General features: G+C 72.3%; 23 protein-coding genes. 7 read left to right on the plus strand and 16 right to left on the minus strand.

Going from position 1 to position 24,451, the window contains the following annotated elements; genetic code table 11:
- The 8 genes from ACOJV9_RS04745 to ACOJV9_RS04780 all read right to left on the minus strand — a co-directional run bounded on the left by ACOJV9_RS04745 (window position 1) and on the right by ACOJV9_RS04780 (window position 8,751).
- Window positions 1–1,386, minus strand: a complete 1,386-nt coding sequence (locus ACOJV9_RS04745) for a magnesium chelatase ATPase subunit I (protein WP_420184030.1) — start codon at window positions 1,384–1,386, stop codon at window positions 1–3.
- Window positions 1,387–1,504: 118 nt separating this feature from the next.
- Window positions 1,505–2,140 (minus strand): uridine kinase family protein, encoded by a 636-nt coding sequence (locus ACOJV9_RS04750; RefSeq protein ID WP_420184031.1) that lies wholly within the window; start codon window positions 2,138–2,140, stop codon window positions 1,505–1,507.
- Window positions 2,137–3,063, minus strand: coding sequence for an aldehyde dehydrogenase family protein (locus ACOJV9_RS04755; RefSeq protein WP_420184032.1), 927 nt, complete (start codon window positions 3,061–3,063; stop codon window positions 2,137–2,139). The genes ACOJV9_RS04750 and ACOJV9_RS04755 overlap by 4 nt, the downstream gene beginning before the upstream one ends.
- A 2-nt stretch (window positions 3,064–3,065) precedes the next feature.
- Window positions 3,066–4,505 (minus strand): aldehyde dehydrogenase family protein, encoded by a 1,440-nt coding sequence (locus ACOJV9_RS04760; RefSeq protein ID WP_420184033.1) that lies wholly within the window; start codon window positions 4,503–4,505, stop codon window positions 3,066–3,068.
- A 23-nt stretch (window positions 4,506–4,528) separates the two neighbouring features.
- A complete protein-coding gene (gene deoC / locus ACOJV9_RS04765; protein WP_420184034.1) occupies window positions 4,529–5,536 on the minus strand; it encodes a deoxyribose-phosphate aldolase in 1,008 nt (335 codons plus the stop codon).
- A gap of 73 nt (window positions 5,537–5,609) precedes the next feature.
- Entirely contained in the window at window positions 5,610–6,083 is a 474-nt protein-coding gene (locus ACOJV9_RS04770) for a DnaJ family domain-containing protein (protein ID WP_420184035.1), read from the minus strand.
- 105 nt (window positions 6,084–6,188) lie between these two features.
- Window positions 6,189–7,892: a phospho-sugar mutase gene (locus ACOJV9_RS04775; protein ID WP_420184036.1), complete on the minus strand. Its 1,704-nt coding sequence runs from the start codon at window positions 7,890–7,892 to the stop codon at window positions 6,189–6,191.
- A gap of 10 nt (window positions 7,893–7,902) precedes the next feature.
- The gene (locus ACOJV9_RS04780) at window positions 7,903–8,751 is read right to left on the minus strand and encodes a purine-nucleoside phosphorylase (RefSeq protein WP_420184037.1); all 849 of its coding nucleotides are present in this window, start codon (window positions 8,749–8,751) and stop codon (window positions 7,903–7,905) included.
- Between the two features lie 28 nt (window positions 8,752–8,779).
- Between ACOJV9_RS04780 and ACOJV9_RS04785 the strand changes: the two genes are divergently transcribed.
- The gene (locus ACOJV9_RS04785) at window positions 8,780–10,198 is read left to right on the plus strand and encodes an NAD(P)H-quinone dehydrogenase (protein WP_420184038.1); all 1,419 of its coding nucleotides are present in this window, start codon (window positions 8,780–8,782) and stop codon (window positions 10,196–10,198) included.
- Between the two features lie 78 nt (window positions 10,199–10,276).
- The gene (locus tag ACOJV9_RS04790; protein ID WP_420184039.1) at window positions 10,277–11,029 is read left to right on the plus strand and encodes an Rv0909 family putative TA system antitoxin; all 753 of its coding nucleotides are present in this window, start codon (window positions 10,277–10,279) and stop codon (window positions 11,027–11,029) included.
- Between the two features lie 82 nt (window positions 11,030–11,111).
- On the opposite strand, the gene ACOJV9_RS04795 is transcribed toward ACOJV9_RS04790, so the two are convergent.
- Complete coding sequence (locus ACOJV9_RS04795) at window positions 11,112–12,890, minus strand: acetyl/propionyl/methylcrotonyl-CoA carboxylase subunit alpha (RefSeq protein ID WP_420184040.1); 1,779 nt, start codon at window positions 12,888–12,890, stop codon at window positions 11,112–11,114.
- Between the two features lie 57 nt (window positions 12,891–12,947).
- Window positions 12,948–13,451: a MarR family winged helix-turn-helix transcriptional regulator gene (locus tag ACOJV9_RS04800; protein WP_420184041.1), complete on the minus strand. Its 504-nt coding sequence runs from the start codon at window positions 13,449–13,451 to the stop codon at window positions 12,948–12,950.
- Between the two features lie 39 nt (window positions 13,452–13,490).
- On the opposite strand from ACOJV9_RS04800, the gene ACOJV9_RS04805 reads away from it, so the two are divergent.
- Together ACOJV9_RS04805 and ACOJV9_RS04810 are read left to right on the plus strand one after the other, a co-directional pair.
- Complete coding sequence (locus ACOJV9_RS04805; RefSeq protein ID WP_420184042.1) at window positions 13,491–14,447, plus strand: EamA family transporter; 957 nt, start codon at window positions 13,491–13,493, stop codon at window positions 14,445–14,447.
- Window positions 14,423–15,259, plus strand: a complete 837-nt coding sequence (locus ACOJV9_RS04810) for an aldo/keto reductase (protein ID WP_420184043.1) — start codon at window positions 14,423–14,425, stop codon at window positions 15,257–15,259. Before ACOJV9_RS04805 ends, ACOJV9_RS04810 begins: the two co-directional genes overlap by 25 nt.
- Before the next feature lie 59 nt (window positions 15,260–15,318).
- Here the strand turns inward: ACOJV9_RS04810 and ACOJV9_RS04815 are convergent, their stop codons facing one another.
- Together ACOJV9_RS04815 and ACOJV9_RS04820 are read right to left on the minus strand one after the other, a co-directional pair.
- Complete coding sequence (locus ACOJV9_RS04815) at window positions 15,319–16,779, minus strand: VWA domain-containing protein (RefSeq protein ID WP_420184044.1); 1,461 nt, start codon at window positions 16,777–16,779, stop codon at window positions 15,319–15,321.
- Window positions 16,780–16,790: 11 nt separating this feature from the next.
- On the minus strand, window positions 16,791–17,705 hold the full coding sequence (locus ACOJV9_RS04820; protein ID WP_420184045.1) for an AAA family ATPase: 915 nt from the start codon (window positions 17,703–17,705) through the stop codon (window positions 16,791–16,793).
- A 45-nt stretch (window positions 17,706–17,750) separates the two neighbouring features.
- Between ACOJV9_RS04820 and ACOJV9_RS04825 the strand changes: the two genes are divergently transcribed.
- On the plus strand, window positions 17,751–18,674 hold the full coding sequence (locus tag ACOJV9_RS04825) for a PfkB family carbohydrate kinase (protein ID WP_420184046.1): 924 nt from the start codon (window positions 17,751–17,753) through the stop codon (window positions 18,672–18,674).
- Window positions 18,675–18,710: 36 nt separating this feature from the next.
- Here the strand turns inward: ACOJV9_RS04825 and ACOJV9_RS04830 are convergent, their stop codons facing one another.
- The 4 genes from ACOJV9_RS04830 to ACOJV9_RS04845 all read right to left on the minus strand — a co-directional run bounded on the left by ACOJV9_RS04830 (window position 18,711) and on the right by ACOJV9_RS04845 (window position 21,539).
- Window positions 18,711–19,457: a response regulator gene (locus tag ACOJV9_RS04830; RefSeq protein ID WP_420184048.1), complete on the minus strand. Its 747-nt coding sequence runs from the start codon at window positions 19,455–19,457 to the stop codon at window positions 18,711–18,713.
- A complete protein-coding gene (locus ACOJV9_RS04835) occupies window positions 19,454–20,677 on the minus strand; it encodes an ATP-binding protein (RefSeq protein WP_420184049.1) in 1,224 nt (407 codons plus the stop codon). The genes ACOJV9_RS04830 and ACOJV9_RS04835 overlap by 4 nt, the downstream gene beginning before the upstream one ends.
- A 251-nt stretch (window positions 20,678–20,928) precedes the next feature.
- On the minus strand, window positions 20,929–21,108 hold the full coding sequence (locus tag ACOJV9_RS04840; RefSeq protein ID WP_420184050.1) for a hypothetical protein: 180 nt from the start codon (window positions 21,106–21,108) through the stop codon (window positions 20,929–20,931).
- A 32-nt stretch (window positions 21,109–21,140) separates the two neighbouring features.
- Entirely contained in the window at window positions 21,141–21,539 is a 399-nt protein-coding gene (locus ACOJV9_RS04845) for a MerR family transcriptional regulator (RefSeq protein WP_420184051.1), read from the minus strand.
- 98 nt (window positions 21,540–21,637) lie between these two features.
- Here ACOJV9_RS04845 and ACOJV9_RS04850 point away from each other — a divergent pair, with 98 nt between their 5' ends.
- Both ACOJV9_RS04850 and ACOJV9_RS04855 read left to right on the plus strand, forming a co-directional pair.
- Window positions 21,638–22,825, plus strand: coding sequence for an acyl-CoA dehydrogenase family protein (locus ACOJV9_RS04850; protein ID WP_420184052.1), 1,188 nt, complete (start codon window positions 21,638–21,640; stop codon window positions 22,823–22,825).
- A gap of 25 nt (window positions 22,826–22,850) precedes the next feature.
- Window positions 22,851–24,443 (plus strand): acyl-CoA carboxylase subunit beta, encoded by a 1,593-nt coding sequence (locus tag ACOJV9_RS04855; protein ID WP_420184130.1) that lies wholly within the window; start codon window positions 22,851–22,853, stop codon window positions 24,441–24,443.
- Window positions 24,444–24,451 lie beyond the last annotated feature (8 nt).

The following is a 24,451-nucleotide window of genomic DNA, read 5'->3' on the forward strand; positions in this document are numbered from 1 at the left end:
TCAGCCATAGACGGTCTCACCGGCGCCGCTCTCCTTGCCGATCTTGCGCGCGAGGTAGAGCCCCTCGAGGGCCAGCTCGATCGCCCCGGCGCGGGAGCCGTCGTCGGTCGCGCCGAGCCGGTCGGTGACCTGGTCGTAGAGGTCGGACTCGCCGAGCACGGGCAGCCCGGCAAGGAAGTCGCGGGCGCTCACCCGGGCGCCGGTGGTGACCATGGCGCCCTCCTCGATCGCCTCGACGAGGAGCCGGAGGTCGACGCCGGCGAGGCAGGCACGCACGGTCTCGGCGACGGCGCTGCGCAGCAGGTGCGTGAGGATCTCCGACTCCCGGCCCTCCTCGCCGGTCTCGAACTCGATCTTGCCGCCCAGCACGTCGACGGCCGTCTCGAGGTCGACGACGCGGGCGACCGCGATCTCCTCGCCCTGGGTCGTCGCGCGGTGCAGCGCCGCCGCCGCGATGGTCTCGGCGCCGGCGATGGCGAACCGGGCGCTCACGCCCGAGCGCTGGTCCACGCTGGACGAGGCGCGCAGCGCGCGGGTGAAGCGAGCCAGCACCTCCAGCAGGTAGGCCGGCACGTCGGCCACGAGGTCGGCCTCCTGGTCGATGACCGCGATCTCCTCGGCCACCTCGCGCGGGTAGTGGGTGCGGATCTCCGCGCCGAAGCGGTCCTTGAGCGGAGTGATGATCCGGCCGCGGTTGGTGTAGTCCTCGGGGTTGGCGCTGGCGACGACGAGCACGTCGAGCGGGAGGCGCAGGACGTATCCCCGGATCTGGATGTCGCGCTCCTCCATGACGTTGAGCATCGCGACCTGGATGCGCTCCGCGAGGTCGGGCAGCTCGTTGATCGCCACGATGCCGCGGTGGCTGCGGGGGATCAGGCCGAAGTGGATCGTCTCGGGGTCGCCCAGGGTGCGGCCCTCGGCGACCTTCATCGGGTCCACGTCGCCGATGAGGTCGGCCACGCTCGTGTCGGGCGTCGCGAGCTTCTCGGCGTACCTCTCCTCGCGGCGCCGCCAGGTGACCGGGAGGTCGTCCCCGAGCTCGGCCGCTCTCCGGATCGACCCCGGCGTGATCGGCTCGAACGGGTGCTCGCCCAGATCGGACCCCTCGATCACCGGGGACCACTCGTCGAGCAGGCCCACGAGCGCGCGGAGCAGGCGGGTCTTGCCCTGCCCGCGCTCGCCGAGCAGCACGATGTCGTGGCCCGCGAGCAGCGCGCGCTCGACCTGGGGGATGACGGAGTCGGCGAAGCCGTGCAACCCGGGCCACGGGTCCTCCCCGGCGGCCAGCCTGGCGAGCAGGTTGTCTCGGATCTCCTGGCGCAGGTGCTTCGGCCGGTGCCCGGCGGCGCGCAGCTGACCGACGGTGCGGGGCTCGGGTGCAGTCACTCCTTCACGCTAACCCCGCGAGGCGACAGCGGACCTGCGAGTCGGCTGGGAGTCCGGGCACGGGGCCCCCTTCTCGCCTGTCGCCGCCCGAGCGGCCGGGTCCCGGACCCCGGGTCCCTCAGTCCCGGCGTGGGCCGACAGCCAGGGCGAGGCGCGCCTCGACGTCCTTGGCCCGGGCCGACCGTGCTCCCAGCGCCTCCTGGCGACGGATGACCTCGGGCTCGGCCCGCATGAGCGCCAGCCCACGGCGGACGAGCACCATGGGACTCTTGCGACGCTCCTTGAGGTCGCGCGCCAACCGTCGCACGAACGTCACGAGCGGCCGGTGGTGGATGCACCAGGCGCTGTGCAGCACCCCGGCCTCACGCAGCTGCGCGACGACCTCCGCGGCGAAGATGCCCTCGGCCAGCACGAGGTCGCGAGGACGCGCCCGGACGGTGGTGGTGCCGACCGCTCGGCTGTGCGAGATGTCGTAGACGGGCGTGGAGGTCGACCCGGTGTCCACGAGCTCGACCAGCGCCGCCACCGCCGCCGACGCGTGCCACGAGTCCGGATGGTCCCAGTCGATGATCCCCAGTCCCACGTGTCGCGGCATCGGCGGGTCGGCCGCGTCATCGAGGTCCCGGTAGAAGTCGTCGAGGCGCACGATCGGCCACCCGTGGGTGGTGTGGAGGCGTTCGGCCAGCCGGGACTTGCCGGCTCCGCTCGGTCCGGCGAGGACGACGACGCGGGCCCGCGGGTCGGGGGCGCTCACCGGCCCTTGGGGTGCCAGACCGTCTTGGTCTCGAGGAAGGCGGTGAGTCGGGACAGGTCGGGGGTCTGGTTCCAGTCGGGCTCGACGGCACCGGCACCCTCGCCGGCGGGGCGCAGCACGCGCTTGAGGTTGTCGGCGCTGGCCTCCTCGAGCGCGGCCCAGTCGACGCCGTCGGCCCCGGCGGCGCCGCAGAGGTCGATGGCGTTGACGTCGCGGTGGCTGGCGAGCCAGGGCGCGATCTCGGCGGCCCGGCCGCTGAGGATGTTGACGACGCCGCCCGGGACGTCGGACGTGGCCAGGCACTCGGCCAGGGTGATCGCCGGGAGCGGCCGGTCCCCGCTCGTCACGACGACGACCGCGTTCCCCGAGACGATGACGGGTGCGAGCACCGACACGAGCCCGAGCAGGCTCGACTCCTGCGGCGCCAGCACGGCGACCACACCGGTCGGCTCGGAGGCGGAGATGTTGAAGTACGGGCCGGCGACGGGGTTGAGCCCGCCGAGGATCTGGACGTACTTGTCGGACCACCCGGCATACCAGACCCAGCGGTCGATCGACTGCGAGACAACGGCTTCCGCGGCGGCGGGGGAGAGACCCTCCGCGTCACGCACCTCCTGGACGAGCTGCGGTCGGCGTGACTCCATGACCTCGGCGACGCGGTAGAGCACCTGACCGCGGTTGTATGCCGTGGCAGCGGCCCAGCCGGGCTGCGCGGCGCGCGCCGCGGTCACCGCGTCGCGGGCGTCCTTGCGCGATCCCTGCGCGGCGTTGGCGAGGAACCTGCCTGCCCCGGAACGGGATCGAGACGACGGCGCGGCATACACCTCGTAGGAGCGGCCGCTCTCACTGCGCGGGAACTTGCCCCCGATGTAGAGCTTGTACGTCTTGTTGACAGCAACACGGCTCTCGACTCTGCTGGTCATCTTCACGCACCCGTCTTCACGTAGGCCTCGAGACCGTGGCGACCGCCCTCGCGGCCGTACCCGGACTCCTTGTACCCGCCGAACGGGCTGGTCGGGTCGAACTGGTTGAACGTGTTGGCCCACACGACACCGGCCTTGAGCTGGTCGGCCATCCAGAGGATGCGCGAGCCCTTCTCGGTCCAGATGCCGGCCGACAAACCGTAGGGGGTGTTGTTGGCCTTGGCGACGGCCTCCTGCGGCGTGCGGAAGGTGAGCACCGACAGGACCGGCCCGAAGATCTCCTCCTGGGCGATGCGGTGGGTCTGGCTGACGCCGGTGAACAGCGTCGGCCGGAACCAGAACCCCTTGCTCGGCAGCTCGCAGCCGTTGTCCCAGCGGACGGCACCCTCACCCTCGCCGACGTCGGTCAGCGCGACGATGCGGTCGAGCTGGGCGCGGCTGTTGATCGCCCCGACGTCGGTGTTCTTGTCGAGCGGGTCGCCGACGCGCAGGGTGGACAGGCGGCGCTTGAGCCGGCGCTCCACCTCGTCGGCGATGGACTCCTGCACGAGCAGGCGCGAGCCGGCACAGCACACGTGGCCCTGGTTGAAGAAGATGCCGTTGACGATCCCCTCGACGGCCTGGTCGATGGGGGCGTCGTCGAAGACGATGTTGGCGGCCTTGCCACCGAGCTCGAGCGTGGCCTTCTTGCGGGTGCCGGCGATCGACCGGGCGATCATCTTGCCGACGCCCGTCGAGCCCGTGAAGGCGATCTTGTCGATGCCGGGGTGGTCGACGATCGCCTGGCCGGTGGCGCCCGCGCCGGTGACGATGTTGACCACGCCCGGGGGCAGCTCGGCCTGCTGGCACACCTCGGCGAAGAGGAGGGCGCTCAGCGGCGTGGTCTCGGCCGGCTTGAGGACGACGGTGTTGCCGGTGGCGAGCGCGGGGGCGATCTTCCACGCGAGCATGAGCAGCGGGAAGTTCCACGGGATGATCTGGCCGACGACACCGAGCGGGCGCGGGTTGGTCCCGAGAGAGGCGTACTCCAGCTTGTCGGCCCACCCCGCGTGGTAGAAGAAGTGCGCGGCCGCGATCGGGACGTCGACGTCGCGGCTCTCCTTGATCGGCTTGCCGTTGTCGAGGGTCTCGAGGACGGCGAACTCGCGGGCGCGCTCCTGGAGGATGCGGGCGATGCGGAAGAGGTACTTGCCTCGGTCCGCGCCGCTCATCCGTGACCAGACGCGCGTGTATGCCGTCCGGGCGGCCCGGACGGCCGCGTCGACGTCCGCGTCGGTCGCCTCGGAGACCTCGGCGAGGACCTCCTCGGTGGCCGGGCTGATCGACTTGAAGCTCGTGCCGCCGCCGACGACGAACTCGCCGTTGATGAAGAGGCCGTAGGAGCTCTGGAGGTCGACGACGGCCCGGGACTCGGGGGCCGGTGCGTACTCGAAGGTGGGCATCTCGCGTTGTCCTGTCGTCGCGCTCAGTAGGCCGTGGAGGGGGAGTCGTCGGCGATGTAGCTGCCACCGGAGTAGGCACCGGTCGTCATCCGCTGACGCTGCAGGAGGAGGTCGTTGAGCAGGCTGCTCGCGCCGAAGCGGAACCACTGGTTGTCCAGCCAGTCCTCGCCGGCGATCTCGTGGACGGTCACGAGGAACTTGATGGCGTCCTTGCTCGTCTTGATGCCGCCGGCCGGCTTGACGCCGACCATGGAGCCGGTGAGCTCACGCCAGTCGCGGACCGCCTCGAGCATGATCAGCGTGACGGGGAGGGTGGCGGCGGGCTGGACCTTGCCGGTGCTCGTCTTGATGAAGTCGCCACCGGCGAGCATCGAGAGCCAGCTGGCGCGGCGGACGTTGTCGTAGGTGACGAGCTCGCCGGTCTCCATGATCACCTTGAGGCGCGCGTCGCCGCAGACCTTCTTCACCTCGGCGATCTGGTTGAACACGGTGAGGTAGTCGCCGGACAGGAACGCGCCCCGGTCGATGACCATGTCGATCTCGTCGGCGCCGGCACTGACGGCGTCCTTGGTGTCGGCGAGCTTGACCGGCATGCTCGCGCGGCCGCTGGGGAAGGCGGTGGCCACGGCGGCGACCTTGACGCCGCTGTTCCCCAGCGCCTCCTTGGCGGTCGCGACCATGTCGCCGTAGACGCAGACTGCAGCGGGGCGGGGGGTGCTGAGGTCGCTCGGGTCCGGCAGGAGGGCCTTGGCCGCGAGGCCACGCACGCGGCCCCTGGTGTCGGCGCCCTCGAGCGTCGTGAGGTCGATCATCGAGATCGCGAGGTCGATCGCCCAGGCCTTGCTGGTCGTCTTGATCGAGCGGGTGCCGAGGCCGGCGGCGCGGGCCTCGCAGCCCACCTGGTCCACCCCGGGGAGGCCGTGCAGCCAGCCGGTGAGGGCCGAGTTGGTCAGCCGGGAGACGCCGACCAGGTCACGGGCGCGGGCGGTCGCGTCGAGTGAGACGTCGCCGAATGCTGTTGTGGTGCTCACCCACGGAGTCTATCCGCGCCCGGGCAGCACGCGTTCCGCCCGAAGGCAGCCGGGCAGGGGCTCGCGAACGGGGTCAGGAGCGCCGGCGCCACCACCAGCGGCGCCGCCGAGGCGCAGGGTGGGGGGCAGTGGCCTCGACCCCGGACGAGGGAGGTCGCTGTGCCCGCAGCGCACGCCACTGCTCGACCATCGCCTCGACGTCGACCGTCGGGGCCCACACGGGGGACTGCGCCCCGACCACCGGACGGCGGCGGTCGTCGAGAACGCGGGCGTTGTAGTCGCGCAGCACCTCGCGGACGCCCCCCTCGGTCCGCAGCTCCACCAGCGACTCCGGGAAGGTCGCGAACTCGCGACGGAGCAGCAGCACCGGAGGCAGGGCGTCGGCCATGTCGAGGCCCTCGCGCTCCATCATCCGCTTGAGCCACCAGTCGGGGTCCGGGTCGTCGAGCCCCTCGAGGGGCCGTCCGGCTCCCGGGAGGTTGTCGAACTCGCCTCGCTCCTGCGCCTCCCGGATCTGCTTCTCGACCCACGACTCGGAAAAAGCCATGACCCCATTCTGACCGGCGGGTGCCGGGAATCCGGGGCCTACGGCCGCCGCAATGGCCCGACGTCCGACACCTGACGGCGGCTGAGCCGGAGCGGCGGGCCCGGGTCAGAGCGCGGTGGCCGCCTCGAAGTCCGAGCGGATCGCCGCCAGCCGCGCGGCAGCCCGGGTGCGAGCACCACCCAGGTCCTCGTCGGCAACGGCCTCGATGACCTCGAGGTAGACCTTGAGCTTCGGCTCGGTCCCGGACGGGCGCACGATGACCCGCGAGTCGTCCTCGAGGAACCACCGCAGCCCCTCCGTGGGCGGGAGCCCGCCGTCGCCCAGCGCCAGGTCGTCGAGGCGCGCCACGCGTACGCCGGCCACCGAGGTCGGCGGCTCGGCCCGCAGCCGCGCCATGATCCGGTCGATGAGGGTGAGGTCCTCGACCCGCACCGAGAAGGCGTCGGTGGCGTGCACGCCGTGCGTCACGGCGAGCTCGTCGAGGCGGTCGGGGATCGAGCGCCCGGCCGCCTTGAGCGAGGCCGCGATCTCCGCGACGACGAGCGCCGCCGACACCCCGTCCTTGTCGCGCACCCGGGCCGGGTCGACGCAGTAGCCGAGCGCCTCCTCGTAGCCGTAGCGCAGCCCCGGCACCCGCGAGATCCACTTGAAGCCGGTCAGCGTCTCCTCGTGCGCGACGCCGGCCGCGCGGCAGACGGTGGCGAGCATCCGCGACGACACGATCGAGCTCGCGAAGACCGCGTCGGACGGCACGCCCCGCTCCAGCAGGTGCGCGCCAAGCAGCACGCCGACCTCGTCGCCGCGCAGCATCCGCCAGCCGCCCGGCCCGGGCACCGCCACGGCGCACCGGTCGGCGTCGGGGTCGTTGGCGATGACGACGTCGGGGCCGGTCTGCTCGGCGAGGTCGAGCGCCGCGTCCATGGCCCCCGGCTCCTCAGGGTTGGGGAACGACACGGTGGGGAAGGCCGGGTCGGGCTGGGCCTGGCTCGGAACCGGCAGCGGGACGGCATACCCGGCGGCCTCGAAGGCGCGGGCGACCGTCTCGGAGCCGACTCCGTGGAGCGCGGTGTGGACGACGACGAGGTCGCGCGGGGTGTCCGGCGAGACCACCCCGACGACGTCGGCGAGGTAGCGCTCGAGCACGGACTCGTCGAGTGTCTCCCAGCCGTCCTCGGGGAGGGGCACGTCGGCGACCCGCTGCACGCGGGCGATCTCGGCGGCGATCTCGACGTCGGACGGGGAGACGATCTGGGAGCCGTCGCCGAGGTAGACCTTGTAGCCGTTGTCCTCGGGCGGGTTGTGGCTGGCCGTGACCATGACGCCGGCGTCGGCGCCCAATACGCGGATCGCGTACGCGAGGACCGGCGTGGGCAGGGGCCGCGGCAGCACGGCAGCGACACCACCGGCGCCCACGACGACCGCGGCGGTGTCGCGCGCGAAGACGTCGGAGTTGATCCGGGCGTCGAAGCCGATGACGACCATCGGGGAGGGCTGGCTCTTCTTGAGGTATGCCGTGAGGCCGGCTGCCGCGCGGATGACCACCGCGCGGTTCATCCGGTTCGGGCCGCCGCCGAGGGCGCCACGCAGGCCGGCGGTCCCGAACCGGAGCATGCCGGACATGCGGTCGGCGAGGTCCTCGAGGGCCGCCGCGTCACCGGCGGTGGCCTTCTCGAGCACCGCCTCCAGCTCGCCCCGGGTCTGCGGGTCGGGGTCGTCGGCCGCCCACGCGCGGGCCGCGTCCAGCAGCTCGGCGTCGAGGTCCTCGGGACGGGCGGTGGTCGCGGACTCGTGCCGGCCGGCATACGTCATGTCGTGCTTCTCAGATCTTCGCGACGACGGCGGCGAGCAGCCGGCCGCAGCGGTCGGCGGCGGCGCGACCGGCCTCGAGCACCTCGGCGTGGTCGAGCGGCGTCTTCGAGATGCCGGCGGCGGGGTTGGTCACGAGCGAGATGCCGAGCACCTCCAGGCCGCTCTGCCGGGCGGCGATCGCCTCGAGCGAGGTGGACATGCCGACGAGGTCACCGCCGAGGACTCCCGCCATCCGCACCTCGGCCGGGGTCTCGTAGTGGGGTCCGCGGAACTGGACGTAGACGCCCTCGTCGAGGTCGGGGTCGACCTCACGGGCCAGCTCTCGCAGTCGCGGGGTGTAGACGTCGGTGAGGTCGACGAAGTTCGCTCCCTCGATGGGTGAGTGCGCGGTGAGGTTGATGTGGTCGCTGATGAGGACGGGGGTCCCGGCCGGCCATTCCTCGCGCAGCCCGCCGCAGCCGTTGGTGAGGACGATGGTGCGGCATCCCAAGGCCGCGGCGGTGCGCACGCCGTGGACGACCGAGCGCACGCCCCGGCCCTCGTAGAAGTGGGTCCGGGTGCCGTAGACCAGGGCACGCCGTCCGGTGTCGCCGATGGCGACCGAGCGCATCGTGCCGGAGTGCCCCTCGACGGCGGCCTTGGCGAAGCCGGGCACGTCGGTGTTGTCGATCTCCGCCATCGTCTCGCCGATGAGGTCTCCGGTCTGGCCCCAGCCGGAGCCCAGGACGAGCGCCACGTCGTGCGTCTCGACACCCGTTCGCTCGCGGATGACCGCTGCCGCAGCCTGCGCCACGGCGAACGGGTCGGTCGCGGGATCGGCGAGGTCGAGCGGGTGCGGGGCGGCGGCGTTGTCGGTCACGCGAGCAGGGTAGCCGCCGCGTGGTTGGATGGTCCGCGTGAATGCGCGAACGAGTCGAGTGGTCATCCTGGGGGGCGGACCAGGGGGCTACGAGGCCGCTCTCGTCGCCGCGCACCTCGGCGGTCAGGTGACGATCGTCGACCGCGACGGGCTCGGCGGCGCAGCGGTGCTGACCGACTGCGTGCCCTCCAAGACGCTCATCTCCACGGCCGACTACATGTCCGAGTTCGAGACCGCCGCCCACCTCGGCGTGCACCTCGAGGACGGTGAGGGCGACGCCGTCAGTGACGCCGTCGCCGAGCTCGCCGAGGTCAACGCCCGCGTCAAGGACCTCGCCGCCGCACAGAGCCACGACATCGGCGAGCGCGTCGAGGAGGTCGGGGTCCGCGTGCTGCGCGGCACCGGTCGGCTGCTGTCACCGACCCGCATCGAGGCCACCCTGGCCGACGGCGGCACGGAGACGCTGGACGCCGACGTCGTCCTCGTCGCCACCGGCGCCACCCCGCGGGTCATGGCCACGGCGGAGCCCGACGGTGAGCGCATCCTCACCTGGCAGCAGATCTACGAGCTCGAGCACCTGCCCGAGCGGCTCGTCGTCGTCGGCTCCGGTGTCACGGGCGCCGAGCTGGCCCAGGCCTACCTCGGGCTGGGTGCCGACGTCGTCCTCGTGTCCTCGCGCGACCGGGTCCTGCCCGGCGAGGACCCCGACGCCGCCACCGTGATCGAGGACGTCTTCCGGCGCCGGGGCATGGAGGTCCTGGGTCGCTCGCGCATGTCCGCCGTCGAGCGCCGCGGTGACGGCGTCGTCGTCCGCCTCGAGGACGGTCGGGAGGTCGAGGGGTCGCACGCGCTGCTCGCGGTCGGCTCCGTGCCGCAGACCGCGGACATGGGGCTCGAGGAGGTCGGGGTCGAGCTCACGGCATCCGGTCACATCGCCGTGGACCGCGTCTCGCGCACCTCCGTGCGAGGTGTGTATGCCGCGGGCGACTGCACCGGCGTCCTGCCGCTCGCGTCGGTGGCGGCGATGCAGGGACGCATCGCCATGTCGCACGCCCTGGGCGACGCCGTGGCGCCGCTCAACCTCGGCGTCGTCTCGGCCAACATCTTCACCGACCCCGAGATCGCCACCGTCGGCATCTCGCAGAAGGCGGTGGACGACGGCACGGCGGACGCCGACGTCGTCATGATGCCGTTGTCGCGCAACCCCCGGGCCAAGATGGCCGGCATCACCGACGGCTTCGTGAAGCTGTTCGCGCAGAAGGGTTCCGGCGCCGTCATCGGCGGCGTCGTCGTCGCACCACGCGCGTCCGAGCTGATCTTCCCGGTGACGCTCGCGGTCCACCACCGTCTCAACGTCGACCAGGTCGCCAGCACCTTCACGGTCTACCCGTCGCTCTCGGGGACGATCGCGGAGGCGGCGCGACGCCTGCACGCCACCGGCAGCTGAGGTCCAAGACCCCTGGGGAGTCGCTGCGTCGCTAGTTTGGACGGTGTCCGAACCCGCGACACCTGGAGGACCTGCACCATGAGCGACCAGAAGCAGCCGATCAGCGGCGACGAGGCCATCACCAGGGCCAAGGAGTACGCCAAGGACAATCCCGACTCGGCCCGCAGCGCCATCGACAAGGTCGAGGACTTCCTCGACTCGAAGACCGGCGGCAAGTACTCCGGGGCCATCGACAAGGGCGGCGACATGCTCGAGGACAAGCTCGGCCTCCCGAGCAACGAGGGCGGGACCGTGCCGGCCGACCCGGGCGCGCCGCCGGCCGACCCGGGCGCGCCGCCGGCCGACCCGGGCTCCACCCCGACGACGCCGCCCACGCCCATGCCCCCGTCGGAGCCGGCGCCGCCCACGACACCGGCCGAGCCCTCTCCGACGACGCCCAGCGAGCCGACGCCGACGACCCCGACGACCCCGGCCGAGCCGCCCGCGCCCTCGACGCCCGAGCAGCCGTCCGAGGTCCCGGTGCCGAGCCCGGCGCCCGGGACCAGCGATGACCCGCAGCCGCGGCAGGACCCGGCCGAGCCCGGCTCGACGATCCCCGGCGACGGGGCGCCGCAGCTGCCCGAGACCGGCTTCCCGGCGCCGGGCACGGAGTCGCCGGGCACGGAGTCGCCGGCGCCCGGGACCCCCAGCCCCGGGGAGGGTGGCGGGCTCCCGCAGGGCGGCACCACCCAGCAGGGTGACCCCGGCTCCACGAGCCAGCCCGGCGGGACCCAGCCCGCCGACGGCGGCAAGCAGCTCGACCTCGGACAGGACGACACGAGCACCCGCTGACGCGAGGACCGCGTGAGGTGACGAGCGCCCCGTCTGCCGGCTGACCGGCATACGGGGCGCTCTTGTCCGTGTGGGGCGCCGGTCAGGCGTCCTTGATCTCGCAGAGCACCTGTCCGTTGGTCACGGTGGCACCGACCTCGGCCGCGAGCCCGGTGATCGTGCCCGACCTGTGGGCGAGGAGCGGCTGCTCCATCTTCATCGCCTCGAGCACGACGACGAGGTCACCCTCGGCCACCTCGGCGCCATCGGCCACGGCGACCTTGACGATCGTGCCCTGCATCGGTGCGGCCAGGGAGTCGCCCGACGCCGCGGCGCCGGCCTTCTTGCCGCTCGAGCGCTTGGGCGCCTTCTTCTTGGCAGCACCGGCGCCACCCCCGCCGAGCGCGAGCCCGGCCGGGAGGACCACCTCGAGCCGGCGGCCGCCGACCTCGACGGTGACGCGCTGGCGCCCACCCTGCTCCTCGTCCTCCGTCGCCGCTGCCCCGTCCCCGGCGAAGGGCGCGATCTGGTTGTCGAACTCGGTCTCGATCCACCGGGTGTGCACCGTGAACGGGGTCCCGTTCTCGGGAGCGAACGCCGGGTCGGAGACGACGGCGCGGTGGAACGGCAGCACGGTCGGCATGCCGTCGACCTCGAGCTCGGCGAGCGCGCGGCGCGAACGCTCGAGCGCCTGCTCGCGGGTGCGACCGGTGACGATGAGCTTGGCGATCATCGAGTCGAACGCGCCGGCGACGGTGTCGCCCTCGACGATGCCGGCGTCCCAGCGGACACCCGGGCCGTGGGGGACGACCATGCGCGAGACGGTGCCCGGGGCCGGCATGAAGTTGCGGCCGGCGTCCTCGCCGTTGATGCGGAACTCGAAGGAGTGCGCCTTGGGGGTCGGGTCGTCGAAGCCGAGCTCCTCACCGTCGGCGATGCGGAACTGCTCGCGGACGAGGTCGATGCCGGTGACCTCCTCGGTCACGGGGTGCTCGACCTGGAGGCGGGTGTTGACCTCGAGGAAGCTGATCGTGCCGTCCTGGGCGACGAGGTACTCGCAGGTGCCGGCGCCGACGTAGCCGGCCTCGCGCAGGATCGCCTTGGAGGCCCGGACGAGCTCGGCGTTCTGCTCGTCGGTGAGGAACGGCGCGGGCGCCTCCTCGACGAGCTTCTGGTTGCGGCGCTGGAGCGAGCAGTCGCGGGTGGAGACGACGACGACGTTGCCGTGCTGGTCGGCGAGGCACTGGGTCTCGACGTGGCGCGGCCGGTCGAGGAACTTCTCGACGAGGCACTCGCCGCGGCCGAACGCCGTGACGGCCTCGCGGACGGCCGACTCGTAGAGCTCGGGGATCTCCTCGAGGGTGCGGGCGACCTTGAGGCCACGGCCCCCGCCGCCGTAGACCGCCTTGATGGCGATGGGCAGCCCGAACTCCTCCGCCAGGGCCACGACCTCGTCGGCGTCCTTGACCGGGTCCTTGGTCCCCGGGGCCAGCGGCGCGCCGGCCTTCACGGCGATGTGCTTGGCCTTGGCCTTGTCGCCGAGGGCGTCGATGGCGGCGGGGGACGGGCCGATCCAAATCAGCCCGGCGTCGAGGACGGCCTGGGCGAAGTCGGCGTTCTCGGCGAGGAAGCCGTACCCGGGGTGCACCGCGTCGGCGCCGGCCTCCTTGGCGACGGCGATCAGCTTGTCCTGGAGGAGGTAGGAGTCGCCGGGGGTGGTGCCGCCCAGGGCGTAGGCCTCGTCGGCCACCTTGACGTGCAGGGCATCGCGGTCGGGCTCGGCGTAGACGGCGACCGAGCCGATGCCGGAGTCCTTGCAGGCGCGAGCGATGCGGACGGCGATCTCGCCGCGGTTGGCGATGAGGACTTTGCTGATGGCCATGACCCGGAGCGTAGTGGGTCGCCCGAGCCGACGGCGGTGATGGTCTCGCGGGGTCGGTCACACCGCGAGCGAGCGGGCGAGTGCGAGAAGTCCCCGCTCGAGGGCGTCGCGCTCGGGCTGCGAGAGGACGGAGAGCAGCCGCTCCTCGTTGGCGAGGTGCGCAGCGAACGCCCTGTCGATCAGCTTGCGACCCGCGGGGGTGAGGGCGACGAGTCGAGAGCGACCGTCGGTGCCGCTCGGCCGGCGCTCGACGAGTCCCCGCGCCTCGAGCCGGTCGACCCGCTTGGTCACGGCGCCGGAGCTGACGACGGTCTGCTCGGACAGGTCCGAGGGAGTGAGCGCGAAGTCGCCCCCCTGACGGCGCAGCGTCGCGAGGACGTCGAACTCACCCTCACCGAGCCCGAACTCGTCGTAGACGCGCACCAGCTCGGTGGTCAGGGCGTTGGCGACGCGGTGCAGGCGGCCGATGACGAGGAACGGCGTGGGGTCGAGGTCGGGGCGCTCGGTGCGCCACTGGTCGACGATCTGCGCGGCACGGTCGGGATGGGTCGGTTCGGCCATGGTGGAAATATACCTTCCATGGAAGGTATTATACCTTCCGTGGAAACTATCTCGTCGAAGACTCTGGGCGGGCTCGCTCTCGTCGCCGTCACCGCCGTCGCCCCGGTCGTCTGGGGATCCACGTATGCCGTGACGCACCTCTACCTGCCGGCTGACCGACCGCTCTTCGCCGGTGTCATGCGCATCCTCCCGGTGGGCCTGCTCATGCTGCTGTGGCACCGGCGGCTGCCGCGCGGCTCGTGGTGGTGGCGCTCGGTCGTCCTCGGCACGCTGACGATGGGCCTGTTCGTCGCCCTGCTGTTCGTCGCAGCGACCAGGCTGCCCAGCGGGCTCGGATCGACGATGACGGCGATCGCCCCGCTCATGACCATGGTGCTCGCCTGGACGTTCCTGCGCGAACGGTCGACGCCGGCGACGGTGGTCGCCTCGCTCGTCGGTGCGCTCGGGGTGCTCCTCCTCGTCGTCGAGGGCGGGTACGAGGGCGGGGTCGACCCGATCGGGGTCCTCGCCTCCGTCGGCGCGGTGGCCTCGGCCAGCACCGGGTTCGTCCTCACCAAGCGCTGGGCCACCGACGAGAGCGTCATCGTCGTCACGACGTGGCAGCTCGTCGCCGGAGGGCTGGTCCTCCTGCCGTTCGCGTTCCTCGTCGAGGGGCCGCCGCCCCAGCTGGCGGCCTCCGGCTGGCTCGCGCTCGCCTACCTCGGGCTCATCGGCTCCGGCGTCGCCTACGTCGCCTGGTTCCAGGGTCTCGCCTCCATGAGCGCGGGCGCCGTCGCGGTCATCGGCCTGCTCAACCCTGTCGCCGGGACCCTGCTCGGAGTCGCCCTGCTCGGTGAGCCCTTCGGGCCGGTGCACCTCCTCGGCATGGGGCTGGTCCTCGGCAGCGTCGTCCTCGCCCAGCCCCGGGCCCGCGCCGCACTGGCGAAGGTGCGCCGTGCGCGTCCGGTGAGCACCCGGCATACGGTGGACGCATGCCCATCAACGACATCACCCTGACGTCCGGCACGAACCACGTCCGCATCCCGCAGGTCGGGTTCGGCGTGTGGCAGGTCCCCGACGACGAGGTCGACGCCGCCGTCCTGGCGGCGCTCGACACCGGGTACCGCCACATCGACACCGCCAAGCTGTACGACAACGAGTCCGGGGTCGGGCGCGCGCTCGCGGCCACCGACGTCCCGCGTGACGAGATCTTCGTGACGACCAAGGTGTGGCCGACCGAGTTCGGCGCACAGGAGACCATGGAGTCCTTCACCGGCTCGATGCAGCGACTCGGTCTCGACACCCTCGACCTGCTTCTCCTGCACTGGCCGTTCCCGGAGCAGGACCGCTACGTCGACGCGTGGAAGGCGCTGCAGGCGCTGCGCGACTCCGGCCGGGTGCGAGCCATCGGCGTGTGCAACTTCCACGTCGAGCACCTCCAGCGCCTCTTCGACGAGACCGGCGAGTGGCCCTCGATCAACCAGGTCGAGCTGCACCCCTACCTCCAGCAGCGTGAGGTGGCCGAGTTCAACGCCACGCACGGCATCGTCACCGAGTCGTGGAGCCCGCTCGCGTCGGGCAAGGAGGTTCTCGACGACCCCGTGATCGGCGCGATCGCCGAGCGGATCGGTGCCACCCCGGCGCAGGTCATCATCGCGTGGCACATCGCCCGCGGGTTCGTCGTGCTGCCCAAGTCCGTGACGCCGTCGCGCATCGCCGAGAACTTCGCCGCCGCCGACCTCGTGCTGACCGAGGCGGACCAGGCAGAGATCGCCACCCTCGACCGCGGGTTCCGCACGGGTCCGAACCCCGACGAGTTCAACGGCTGACCCGGAGCTACTGCACAGGAAGGGGGGTGATCACCCCCCTTCCTGTGCAGTAGGCGCGGTCAGACGGGAAGCAGGCGGGCGACGAACTCGCGGAGCTGGGCGAGGTTGCGGCACTCGTGCATGTCGACGATCTCGCTGTAGCGCAGCGCCACGGAGTCGCCGCTGCCCCACATCCGGGCCGGTTCGGGGTTGAGCCACGAGACGTGGCGGGCCCGCGCGGCGATCTCGCGGAGCATGTCGAGCTGCGGGTCCGTGTGATTGGAGCGGGCGTCGCCGAGGACGAGGACCGCGGTGCGGTGGCCGATGGTGTCCAGATGGTGCTCCACGACGTCCGCAAGGACCGCGCCGTAGTCGCTGTTGCGGTGCCACCGGGTCATGCGCGACAGGTCGTCGAAGGCGCCGCTGAGGTCGCTCCCGGGCGGGGCGCCGAGGACCCGGTCGGTGAGGTCGTCGACGCGGTTGACGAAGCCGAGGATCCGCACCCGGCGGAACTGCCCCGCCAGGGCCTGCACGAGCAGGATGGTGAACCGGGAGAACCCCGAGACCGAGGTCGACAGGTCGCAGAGGATGACGAGGTCCGGGCGGTGCGGCTTCGCGTGCTGCAGTGCGGGACGGATGGGTATGCCGCCCGTCGACAGTGAGCGACGCAGCGTGCGCCGCACGTCGATCGAGCCCTGCGACGCCCGCCGTCGCCGGGCCGCGAGCCGCGTGGCGAGCTTGCGGGACAGCGGCGCAACGGCGGCGCGGAGCTCGTCGAGCTCGTGGGGTCCGGCGAGCAGGAAGGGCGTCTGGTCGGCAGGTGGGCGGACTGCATACCGGCTGATCCGTTCGGCGCCGCGGGCCTCGGCGTTGCGCCGACGGGTCTCGGCCTCGACGCGGCGACGGAACGCCGTCACGCCCGAGCGCAGCTCGTCGCGCGTGAACCGCGCCGCGAACCCGGCGCCGCCCGCGGGCCCGGACACCCCGGTGCCCGAGCCGCCGCTCCCGCCGCTGCCGTCACCGCTGCCGCTGGGTGCATCCTCGGCAGCGTCCTGCAACCGCGCCAGGGCCGAGGCGATCGCGGTCTGGGGCGCGAGGGTGTCGAGTGCCTGCTGCGCGGAGTAGGCGCCTGTCGTCGCGGCGTTGGCCAGCGCGCCCAGCTCGGCGACGACGCGGGCTGCCAGCTCGTCGAGCGCGCGTTGGTCGCCGGCGGCCAGGGTGCGGGACAGCTCCTCCCTCAGCTGCTCCGCCCTGGCGCGGCGGTCGGTCAGGGTGGCGGGAGGTGCCTCGACGTGCCCGTCGGCTCGGTCGCCGACGGCGGCGGGGAACCACACGTCGTAGAGGTCGTCGAAGACCTGCCGCTGGCCGGCGCGTCGGAGCAGCGCGGACGCCAGTCCCTCACGGAGGCGGTCCCGGTCGTCCAGCCCGAGGACGTGGGCGACGGTCCCCGCGTCGACGACCTCGCTCGTGCCGACGACGACGCCGTGGCCGCGCAGGGCGCGCGCGAACCCGACGAGCCGGGCATCGAGGGCGACGGACATCGGTGTCGGGGTCAGCGGGTCGCCGGGGCGGGCAGGTCGAGGGCCACGGCCGCGCGCTCGATGTCGTCCTGGTGCTTGAGGAGGACGCCGAGGTTGTCACGCACGAGGTCGGCGCTGAGGTCGGCGTCGCGGGTTGCCCCGAGGGCGATGAGGGTGCGCGCCCAGTCGACGGTCTCGGAGACCGACGGTGCCTTGCGGAGCCGGAGCTCGCGCAGCCGCTGCACGAGCCGGACCACGGAGGCGACCAGCGCCTCGTCGAGACCGGGCGCGCGCAGGGTGACGATGCGCTGCTCGAGCTCGGCGCTCGGGTAGTCGATGTGCAGGAAGAGGCAGCGTCGTCGCAGGGCCTCGGAGAGCTCTCGGGTCGCGTTGGAGGTGAGGACGACGAAGGGCTTGTGGGTCGCCGTGATGGTCCCGAGCTCGGGCACGGTCACCTGGAAGTCGCCGAGGATCTCGAGCAGGAGGCCCTCGATCTCCACGTCGGCCTTGTCGAGCTCGTCGATGAGGAGGACCACCGGCTCCTCGCTGCGCAGCGCGGCGAGCAGGGGGCGGGGGAGGAGGAACTCGTCGCTGAAGATGTTGTCCCGCAGGGCATCCCAGCCGTCGGCGGCGTCACGTTCGGCGGTGATGCGGAGCAGCTGCTTGGCGTGGTTCCACTCGTAGAGGGCCCGCGACTCGTCCACGCCCTCGTAGCACTGGAGCCGGATGAGCTTCGCGCCCGTCGCCTCGGCCACCGCCTTGGCGAGCTCGGTCTTGCCGACCCCTGCGGGGCCCTCGACGAGCAGCGGCTTGCCGAGCCGGTCGGCGAGGAAGGTCGTGGTCGCGATCGCGTCCGAGGCGAGGTAGCCGGTGTCGGCGAGCCTCGACGTCACGTCGTCGATCGAGGCGAACCGCGGTTCGGTGGTCGAGGGCGCGGGGATGCTCACGGCGTCATCCTCGCAGCCGGGACGTCACGGCCTACGCTGCGGTGCATGTCTCCTCGGGTGATCCACACGGCTCAGGCGCTCGTCGACGTCGTCGTCGAGGTGCCGGCGCTGCCCCGACGCGGCGGCAACGTCATGGCGCCGCCGCCGAAGGAGTATGCCGCCGGGGCCGTCAACATCCTGCTCGCCGCCGCGCGACAGGGCGCGCACTGCGTGCACGCCGGAGCCACCGGGACGGGACCGCACGGCGACCTCGTGCGGGCGGCCCTCGCCGCCGAGGGTGTCGATGTGACGAGCCCGGTCGTGCCGGACCTCGACACCGGGATCTGTGTCGTCATGCTCGAGCCGACGGCGGAGCGGACCTTCGTCACCACGCAGGCCGCCGAGCGGGTCATCACCGTCGACTCCCTCCAGACGTCCGAGCCGGTGGCGGGAGACCTCGTCTGCGTCAGTGGATACACGTTGACCGGTCTGACCCGAGATCCGTTGCTGGAGTGGCTCGCCGGCCTCCCGGCGGGCGTGGAGGTCGTGCTCGACCCGGGGGCCATCTTTGCCGAGCTCGACGACGACGTCCGCCTCCGCATGCTCGCCATGACGAGCGTGTGGACAGGCAACGCCGAGGAGAGCGAGGCGCTCACCGGGGAGGGTGACATCGTCAGCGCGGTCGCGCGAGCCGCCGAGCACCTCCCCGCGGGTGCCGTGGCGATCGTGCGCGACGGACCGGAGGGCTGTGCCGTTCACGCCAACGGCGAGACGACGGACCTCGACGGGTACCCGCAGACGGCCGTCGACACCAACGGTGCAGGGGACACCCACACCGGCGTGCTCGTCGCCTGTCGTGCTGGCGGGACGACGTGGGTCGAGGCCGCCCGCCGGGCCAACGCCGGTGGCGCAATCAAGGTCACCCGTCGGGGCCCCGCGACGGCGCCCACCGCCGTGGAGATCGACGACTTCCTCGCTGCGAACGCCTGATGCCAGCCTGATGCCCGGGGCGGTGGGCCGCGCCGGTCAGCGCGTGCGGCCCAGGCGCCACCAGCGGTCGGTCCGCTGCGGCGACGTGGGGGTCCCCGGCGGCAGCGGCTCCGGCCAGTAGTCGAGCAGGTCGCCGGGACCCAGGCCGAGCGCGTGCTCGAGGTCGCCCGGCGCTGTGCGCTGGAAGTGCTCCGAGACGTTGCGGGTGACCTCGGCCCAGTAGCCGCGCAGCGTCGACTCGGACAGGTGGAGCCGCCCACTCATCTCGGCGTACGTGAGCCCGCGCGCCCGTCCGGAGAGGACATGGCGCTGACGGTCGGAGAGGATCGTCAGGCTGTTGCGCCGCACGAGGACCTCGACGAGGCCGATGACGGCCGGGGGGATGACCACCTCGCCGGCCGCGACCTCGCGCAGCGACTGCTCGAGACGTGTCGTTGGGGCGGCCTTCGACACGAGCCCGTGCGCCCCGGCGGCGAGGCAGGCGGCGAGGACGAAGCGCCGCTCCTCCTGGCTGAAGACGCAGACGCGGTAGCCGGCGGCGGTGACGGCCCGGATCGCTGCCACGCCCTGCCTGGCGTTCGGCTGTCCTGCGTTGCTGAGGTGCAGGTCGAGGACGACGACATCGGCCTCCGGCCGGGCGCGCAGCATCGCCTCGACGTTGGCGAAGCTACCGGTGAAGTCGAGGTCGGGCAGCAGCGCCGGCAGCGACTCACGGATGACGGTGGCGTCGTCGACGACGACGACACGGAGGGCGCGGCCCCCTGCGGGTGCGGGAGTGGTCACGTGACCGCCTTTCCGGAGATGGTGACGGTCGTCCCCAGGCCGGGGGTCGACGAGACCTCGACCTTCATGCCGTGAGGACGCAGCTGGTTGATGACGACCTCGCGCAGCCCGACCCCGAACTGCTCGGGGTCGGGGGTGAAGCCGACCCCGTCGTCGTGGACCGTGAGGACCCAGGCGTCGTCGCCGGTGGGCTCGTCGGCGTCGGCGTGAATGACGACGGTCTCGGCGCGGGAGTGGTCGCGGACGTTGAGCAGCACGCTGGCGAGCGCATGGTCCAGCGCCTCCGCCTCGGTGTCGCCGAGGACGACCGCGTCGGCGAGGTCGAGCGTGGCGTGCAGTGGGAGGTCGCTGAACCGGTCGCAGACGCGGCCCACGGCGTGCGGCAGCGACACCGGTCCGGCGGGGGCCGCGCCGGACGCGCTGAGGAAGGGGTCGGTGTGGTCGCGCCCCTGGAGGTAGGAGCGCATGCGCCTCGCCTCGCGCTGGGCCTCCTGCTGCAGCTGCGACCGGGCCCGGTCGTCCAGCCCGGGGTCGCCGAGCATGCGGATCACCGCTGCCCCGTTGTGGATCGCGAGCTGGGCCCGGCGCTCCTCCTCGCGGCGGCCGAGCTCGAGGGCCTGGGCGCGGGCCCGGTCACCGTCCTCGGCGATGCGACGAATGTAGAGCGCGACCCAGCGACCGACACCCGCGAGCACGACGAGGGTGAGCACGTTGCCGACCAGCGTGGCGGCGGTGTCGGTCGACAGCGTCGGGAGAAGGTAGGCGATGTCGGCGGCCACGACCGCGACGAGGGCGGCGAGCCAGGCGCGGTTGCTGCGCACCGCCACGCCGCTGCAGACCACCGACAGGGCGTATGCCGCGTGGAAGCCCACCCACGTGCCCAGGCGGACCTGCTCAGGCACGACGACGAGCCCCAGGAGCAGCACGACGGAGCAGATGGCTGCGTCGGCGAGGTAGCCGCGGGGGGAGAGGGGGCGGCCACTGCGCCAGACCACGACGCTGACCACGGTCGCCGTGCCGGCCGCGAGCATCCACACCAGGAGGTAGCCGAGCCGCGTGGGCGACTCGGACAGGCCCTGGGGCAGCGACGGCGCCATCTGGACGACGGTGCCGAGCCGCATGCCGAGGATGAGCAGCGCGAACGCGCGGTCGGTCCCCGCCGCGGTGGTGGGCACCTTGACGACGCCCGCGACACTGGCCGGTTCGGTCTGGTCCCCCACGCGGCACATCCTGCCCCAGCGTCGCTGCTCCGGTCCCGCGTGCCCGGACGGAGAGCCGGTGGGACCCGTCACCGGTGCGCCGGGTGGAGCGAGGACAGGACACGTCGGTGGACCTTCGATGCAGGCGGGACCCACGCGGGCGACCCGGGGGAGTGCGCCCCAGTCTGGGTGACGGTGCGCTCACGAGGTACCCACGAATCCGCGAGGTCGCGGCCCGTCCTTGCAGGGTCAGCGCGCAGCTCAGCCCGAGCTCAGCTGGGGTGGCCGTCCACCTCGGCGAGGTCCTCCGCCTCGGCGGCGTCGCGCGCGTCCATCACCGCACGGTGGCGCCGGCGGTCGAGCAGGAACTTCCCCAGCCCCGCCGCGACGACGGCGCCCACCGTGCCCGACATGATCCAGGCGAAGGCGGACGGTTCGTCCGATCGGTCCATGGCTGCCCTCTCTCGTTCGGGTCCCAGCGCGCTCAGGACGAGTGCCGGGACAGGTCCTCGCGGCAACGATCCTCGAAGCGGTCCAGCTCGGTCAAGGCGTCCTCGAGGTCCTTGCGCCGCTGCTCGAGGTCGGCACGGCGCTCGTCGATCTGACCCAGGACGTACTCGAGCTGGCTGCGACGCCCTCGCGGCGCGTCGTAGAGGTCGACGATCGTGCGGATCTCCTCGAGCGGAAAGCCGAGCCGCTTGCCGCGCAGGATGAGCCCGAGCCGGGTGCGGTCGCGGCGGTGGTAGATCCGGGTCGTGCCCCGGCGCTCCGGCGTGATGAGACCGAGCTCCTCGTAGTGCCGGACCGTGCGGTGCGTGACGTCGTACTCCTCGGCGATCTCGCGGATCGTCCAGGTCTCGTCCTCACCGGCTCGGGTTGCCACGGGGGGAGTATTGCCTTACGTTGACGTCAACGTCAAGAACGCCACCCCGTATGCCGCAGGGCTGCCACCTCGGCCCGCGCGCCCGTGAGAGGACACCGATGTTCGAGCTCAGCCAGGACCACGAGGACTTCCGCAAGGTCGTGCGCGACTTCGCCGAGCGCGAGGTCGAGCCGCACGTCGCCCAGTGGGACAGGGACTCGCACTTCCCGGCCGACCTCGTGCCGAAGATGGGTGACCTCGGGCTCTTCGGGCTCGTCGTCCCCGAGGAGTTCGGCGGCAGCCTCGACCCCGAGGAGGGTGGCGCCTTCACCACCCTGTGCGTCGCGATCGAGGAGCTCGGCCGGGTCGACCAGTCGATCGGCATCACGCTCTCCGCGGGCGTCGGCCTTGGGATCAACCCGATCCTCACCTTCGGGACCGAGGAGCAGAAGCAGCAGTGGCTGCCCGACCTCGTCGCCGGTCGCACCCTCGCCGGCTTCGGCCTGACCGAGCCCGACGCGGGCTCCGACGCCGGCGCCACCCGCACCAAGGCCGTCCGTGACGGCGACGAGTGGGTCGTCGACGGGGCCAAGGCGTTCATCACCAACTCCGGCACCGACATCACCTCGGTTGTGACGGTCACCGCACGCACGGGCACCGACGACAAGGGCCGTCCGGAGATCAGCGCCATCATGATCCCTTCCGGCACAGCCGGATTCACCGTCGAGGAGCCGTACCACAAGCTTGGCTGGCACATCTCCGACACCCACGGGCTCAGCTTCGCCGGCTGCCGCGTGCCGGCGAGCAACCTCCTCGGCGAGCAGGGGAGCGGCTTCAAGCAGTTCCTCAAGACGCTCGACGACGGCCGCATCGCGATCTCCGCGCTCGCGCTGGGACTGGTCGAGCGCATGCTCGCCGAGAGCACGGCATACGCCTCGTCACGCACCGCGTTCGGCAGGCCGATCGGGGTCAACCAGGGCATCTCGTTCCAGCTCGCCGACCTCGCCGTCATGGCGGAGACCAGCCGGGTGCTCACCTACAAGGCCGCGTGGCTCAGGGACGAGCACGACGCCGGCCGCCGCTCCGTCGCCGAGGTGAAGAAGGCCGCGGCCATCGCCAAGCTCTACACGAGCGAGGCGGCCGTCTCCGCGACCCGCATCGCGACCCAGGTGTTCGGCGGCAACGGCTTCATGGAGGAGTACCCCGTGGCCCGCTTCTACCGCGACGCCAAGATCCTCGAGATCGGCGAGGGCACGAGCGAGGTCCAGCGCATGGTCATCGCCCGCCACCTCGGCCTCCCGGCCTGAGGACGTGGCTGACACAGTGAGCGGTATGCCGGTCAGCGAGCTCCCAGACAGCGTAGGTTCCGCCGTGGTCGGCGACCCGCGGGTGGCCGACGTCCGGGCGCGCCTCGAGGCTGCCCTCGCCGCGTCCGCGACCGCTCCCGAGAAGGCCGCCGCCAAGCTCGCCTCGCAGGGCAAGCTCTACGTCCGCGACCGCATCGCGCTGCTCGTCGACGAGGGCAGCTTCGTCGAGGACGGCCGCTACGCCAACGCGCTCGCCACGGGCCTGCCCGCCGACGGCGTCGTCACCGGTCGCGGCACGGTCGACGACCGGCCGGTCGTCGTCATCGCCAACGACCCGACCGTCAAGGCGGGGTCCTGGGGCGCCCGCACCGTCGAGAAGATCGTGCGCGCCACCGAGACGGCGCTGCGCGAGGAGCTGCCGGTCTTCTGGTTCGTCGACAGCGCCGGCGCCCGCATCACCGACCAGGTGGAGATGTTCCCCGGGCGTCGCGGCGCCGGCCGGATCTTCCACAACCAGGTCGCGCTGTCGGGCAAGGTGCCCCAGATCTGCTGCCTCTTCGGCCCGTCCGCAGCCGGTGGTGCCTACATCCCGAGCTTCACCGACCTGCTCATCATGGTCGAGGGCAACGCGTCGATGTATCTCGGCAGCCCGCGCATGGCCGAGATGGTCGTGGGGGAGAAGGTCTCGCTCGAGGAGATGGGCGGGGCCCGCATGCACTGCACCGTCTCCGGCGTCGGCGACATCCTCGCCCACGACGACGCGGAGGCCATCGAGCTCGCCAGGCTGTACTTCTCCTACGTCCCGCAGAACTGGCGCTCACCCGCGCCGTCGTATGCCGCGGAGCCGCCGGCCGAGCCGCTCACCCGGGCGAGCGTGCCGGAGCGGGAGAGCCAGCCGTTCGACGTCCACGAGGTCATCGACGGCCTCGTCGACGACGACAGCTTCTTCGAGATCAAGGCGCTCTTCGCACCGGAGCTCGTCATCGGCTTCGGCCGGATGGACGGCGAGACCGTCGGCATCGTCGCCAACAACTCGATGGTCAAGGGCGGGGTGCTCTTCACCGACAGCGCCGACAAGGCGACGCGGTTCATCTGGCTGTGCGACGCCTACTCGATCCCGCTCGTCTACCTCGCCGACGTCCCCGGCTTCATGATCGGCTCCGAGGTCGAGCGCGGCGGCATCATCCGTCACGGCGCCAAGATGGTCTCCGCCGTGTCGTCGGCGACGGTCCCGCAGTTCTGCGTCGTCGTCCGCAAGGCGTACGGCGCCGGCCTCTACGCCATGGGTGGACCCGGCTTCGGCCCGGACGCGACGATCGCCCTGCCCACGGCCCGCATCGCCGTGATGGGTCCGGAGGCTGCCGTCAACGCCGTCTACGCCAACAAGATCGCCGAGGTCGAGGCCGCCGAGGGCGTCGAGGCCAGGGACGCCTTCGTCGCCGAGCGGCGCCGGGAGTACGAGCAGGACGTCGACCTGGAGCGGCTCGCCGCCGACCTCGTCATCGACCACATCGTCGAGCCGGAGGACCTGCGCACGGAGCTGCTCCACCGCCTGCGCTACGCCGCGAACCGCGACCGGTCGTTCGCGACCAAGCGGCGCGGCATACCGCCCGTCTGAGGTCGCTC

Source organism: Knoellia terrae (assembly GCF_048606435.1).
Taxonomy (GTDB): Bacteria; Actinomycetota; Actinomycetes; order Actinomycetales; family Dermatophilaceae; genus Knoellia; species Knoellia terrae.

Excerpts from the sequence above, each read along its gene's own strand:
- ACOJV9_RS04755 (WP_420184032.1), bottom strand. The coding sequence starts at position 3,063 with ATGACCAGCAGAGTCGAGAGCCGTGTTGCTGTCAACAAGACGTACAAG.
- ACOJV9_RS04760 (WP_420184033.1), bottom strand. The coding sequence starts at position 4,505 with ATGCCCACCTTCGAGTACGCACCGGCCCCCGAGTCCCGGGCCGTCGTC.
- ACOJV9_RS04770 (WP_420184035.1), bottom strand. The coding sequence starts at position 6,083 with ATGGCTTTTTCCGAGTCGTGGGTCGAGAAGCAGATCCGGGAGGCGCAG.
- ACOJV9_RS04775 (WP_420184036.1), bottom strand. The coding sequence starts at position 7,892 with ATGACGTATGCCGGCCGGCACGAGTCCGCGACCACCGCCCGTCCCGAG.
- ACOJV9_RS04785 (WP_420184038.1), top strand. The coding sequence starts at position 8,780 with ATGGTCCGCGTGAATGCGCGAACGAGTCGAGTGGTCATCCTGGGGGGC.
- ACOJV9_RS04790 (WP_420184039.1), top strand. The coding sequence starts at position 10,277 with ATGAGCGACCAGAAGCAGCCGATCAGCGGCGACGAGGCCATCACCAGG.
- ACOJV9_RS04795 (WP_420184040.1), bottom strand. The coding sequence starts at position 12,890 with ATGGCCATCAGCAAAGTCCTCATCGCCAACCGCGGCGAGATCGCCGTC.
- ACOJV9_RS04800 (WP_420184041.1), bottom strand. The coding sequence starts at position 13,451 with ATGGCCGAACCGACCCATCCCGACCGTGCCGCGCAGATCGTCGACCAG.
- ACOJV9_RS04810 (WP_420184043.1), top strand. The coding sequence starts at position 14,423 with ATGCCCATCAACGACATCACCCTGACGTCCGGCACGAACCACGTCCGC.
- ACOJV9_RS04815 (WP_420184044.1), bottom strand. The coding sequence starts at position 16,779 with ATGTCCGTCGCCCTCGATGCCCGGCTCGTCGGGTTCGCGCGCGCCCTG.
- ACOJV9_RS04825 (WP_420184046.1), top strand. The coding sequence starts at position 17,751 with ATGTCTCCTCGGGTGATCCACACGGCTCAGGCGCTCGTCGACGTCGTC.
- ACOJV9_RS04840 (WP_420184050.1), bottom strand. The coding sequence starts at position 21,108 with ATGGACCGATCGGACGAACCGTCCGCCTTCGCCTGGATCATGTCGGGC.
- ACOJV9_RS04850 (WP_420184052.1), top strand. The coding sequence starts at position 21,638 with ATGTTCGAGCTCAGCCAGGACCACGAGGACTTCCGCAAGGTCGTGCGC.
- ACOJV9_RS04855 (WP_420184130.1), top strand. The coding sequence starts at position 22,851 with ATGCCGGTCAGCGAGCTCCCAGACAGCGTAGGTTCCGCCGTGGTCGGC.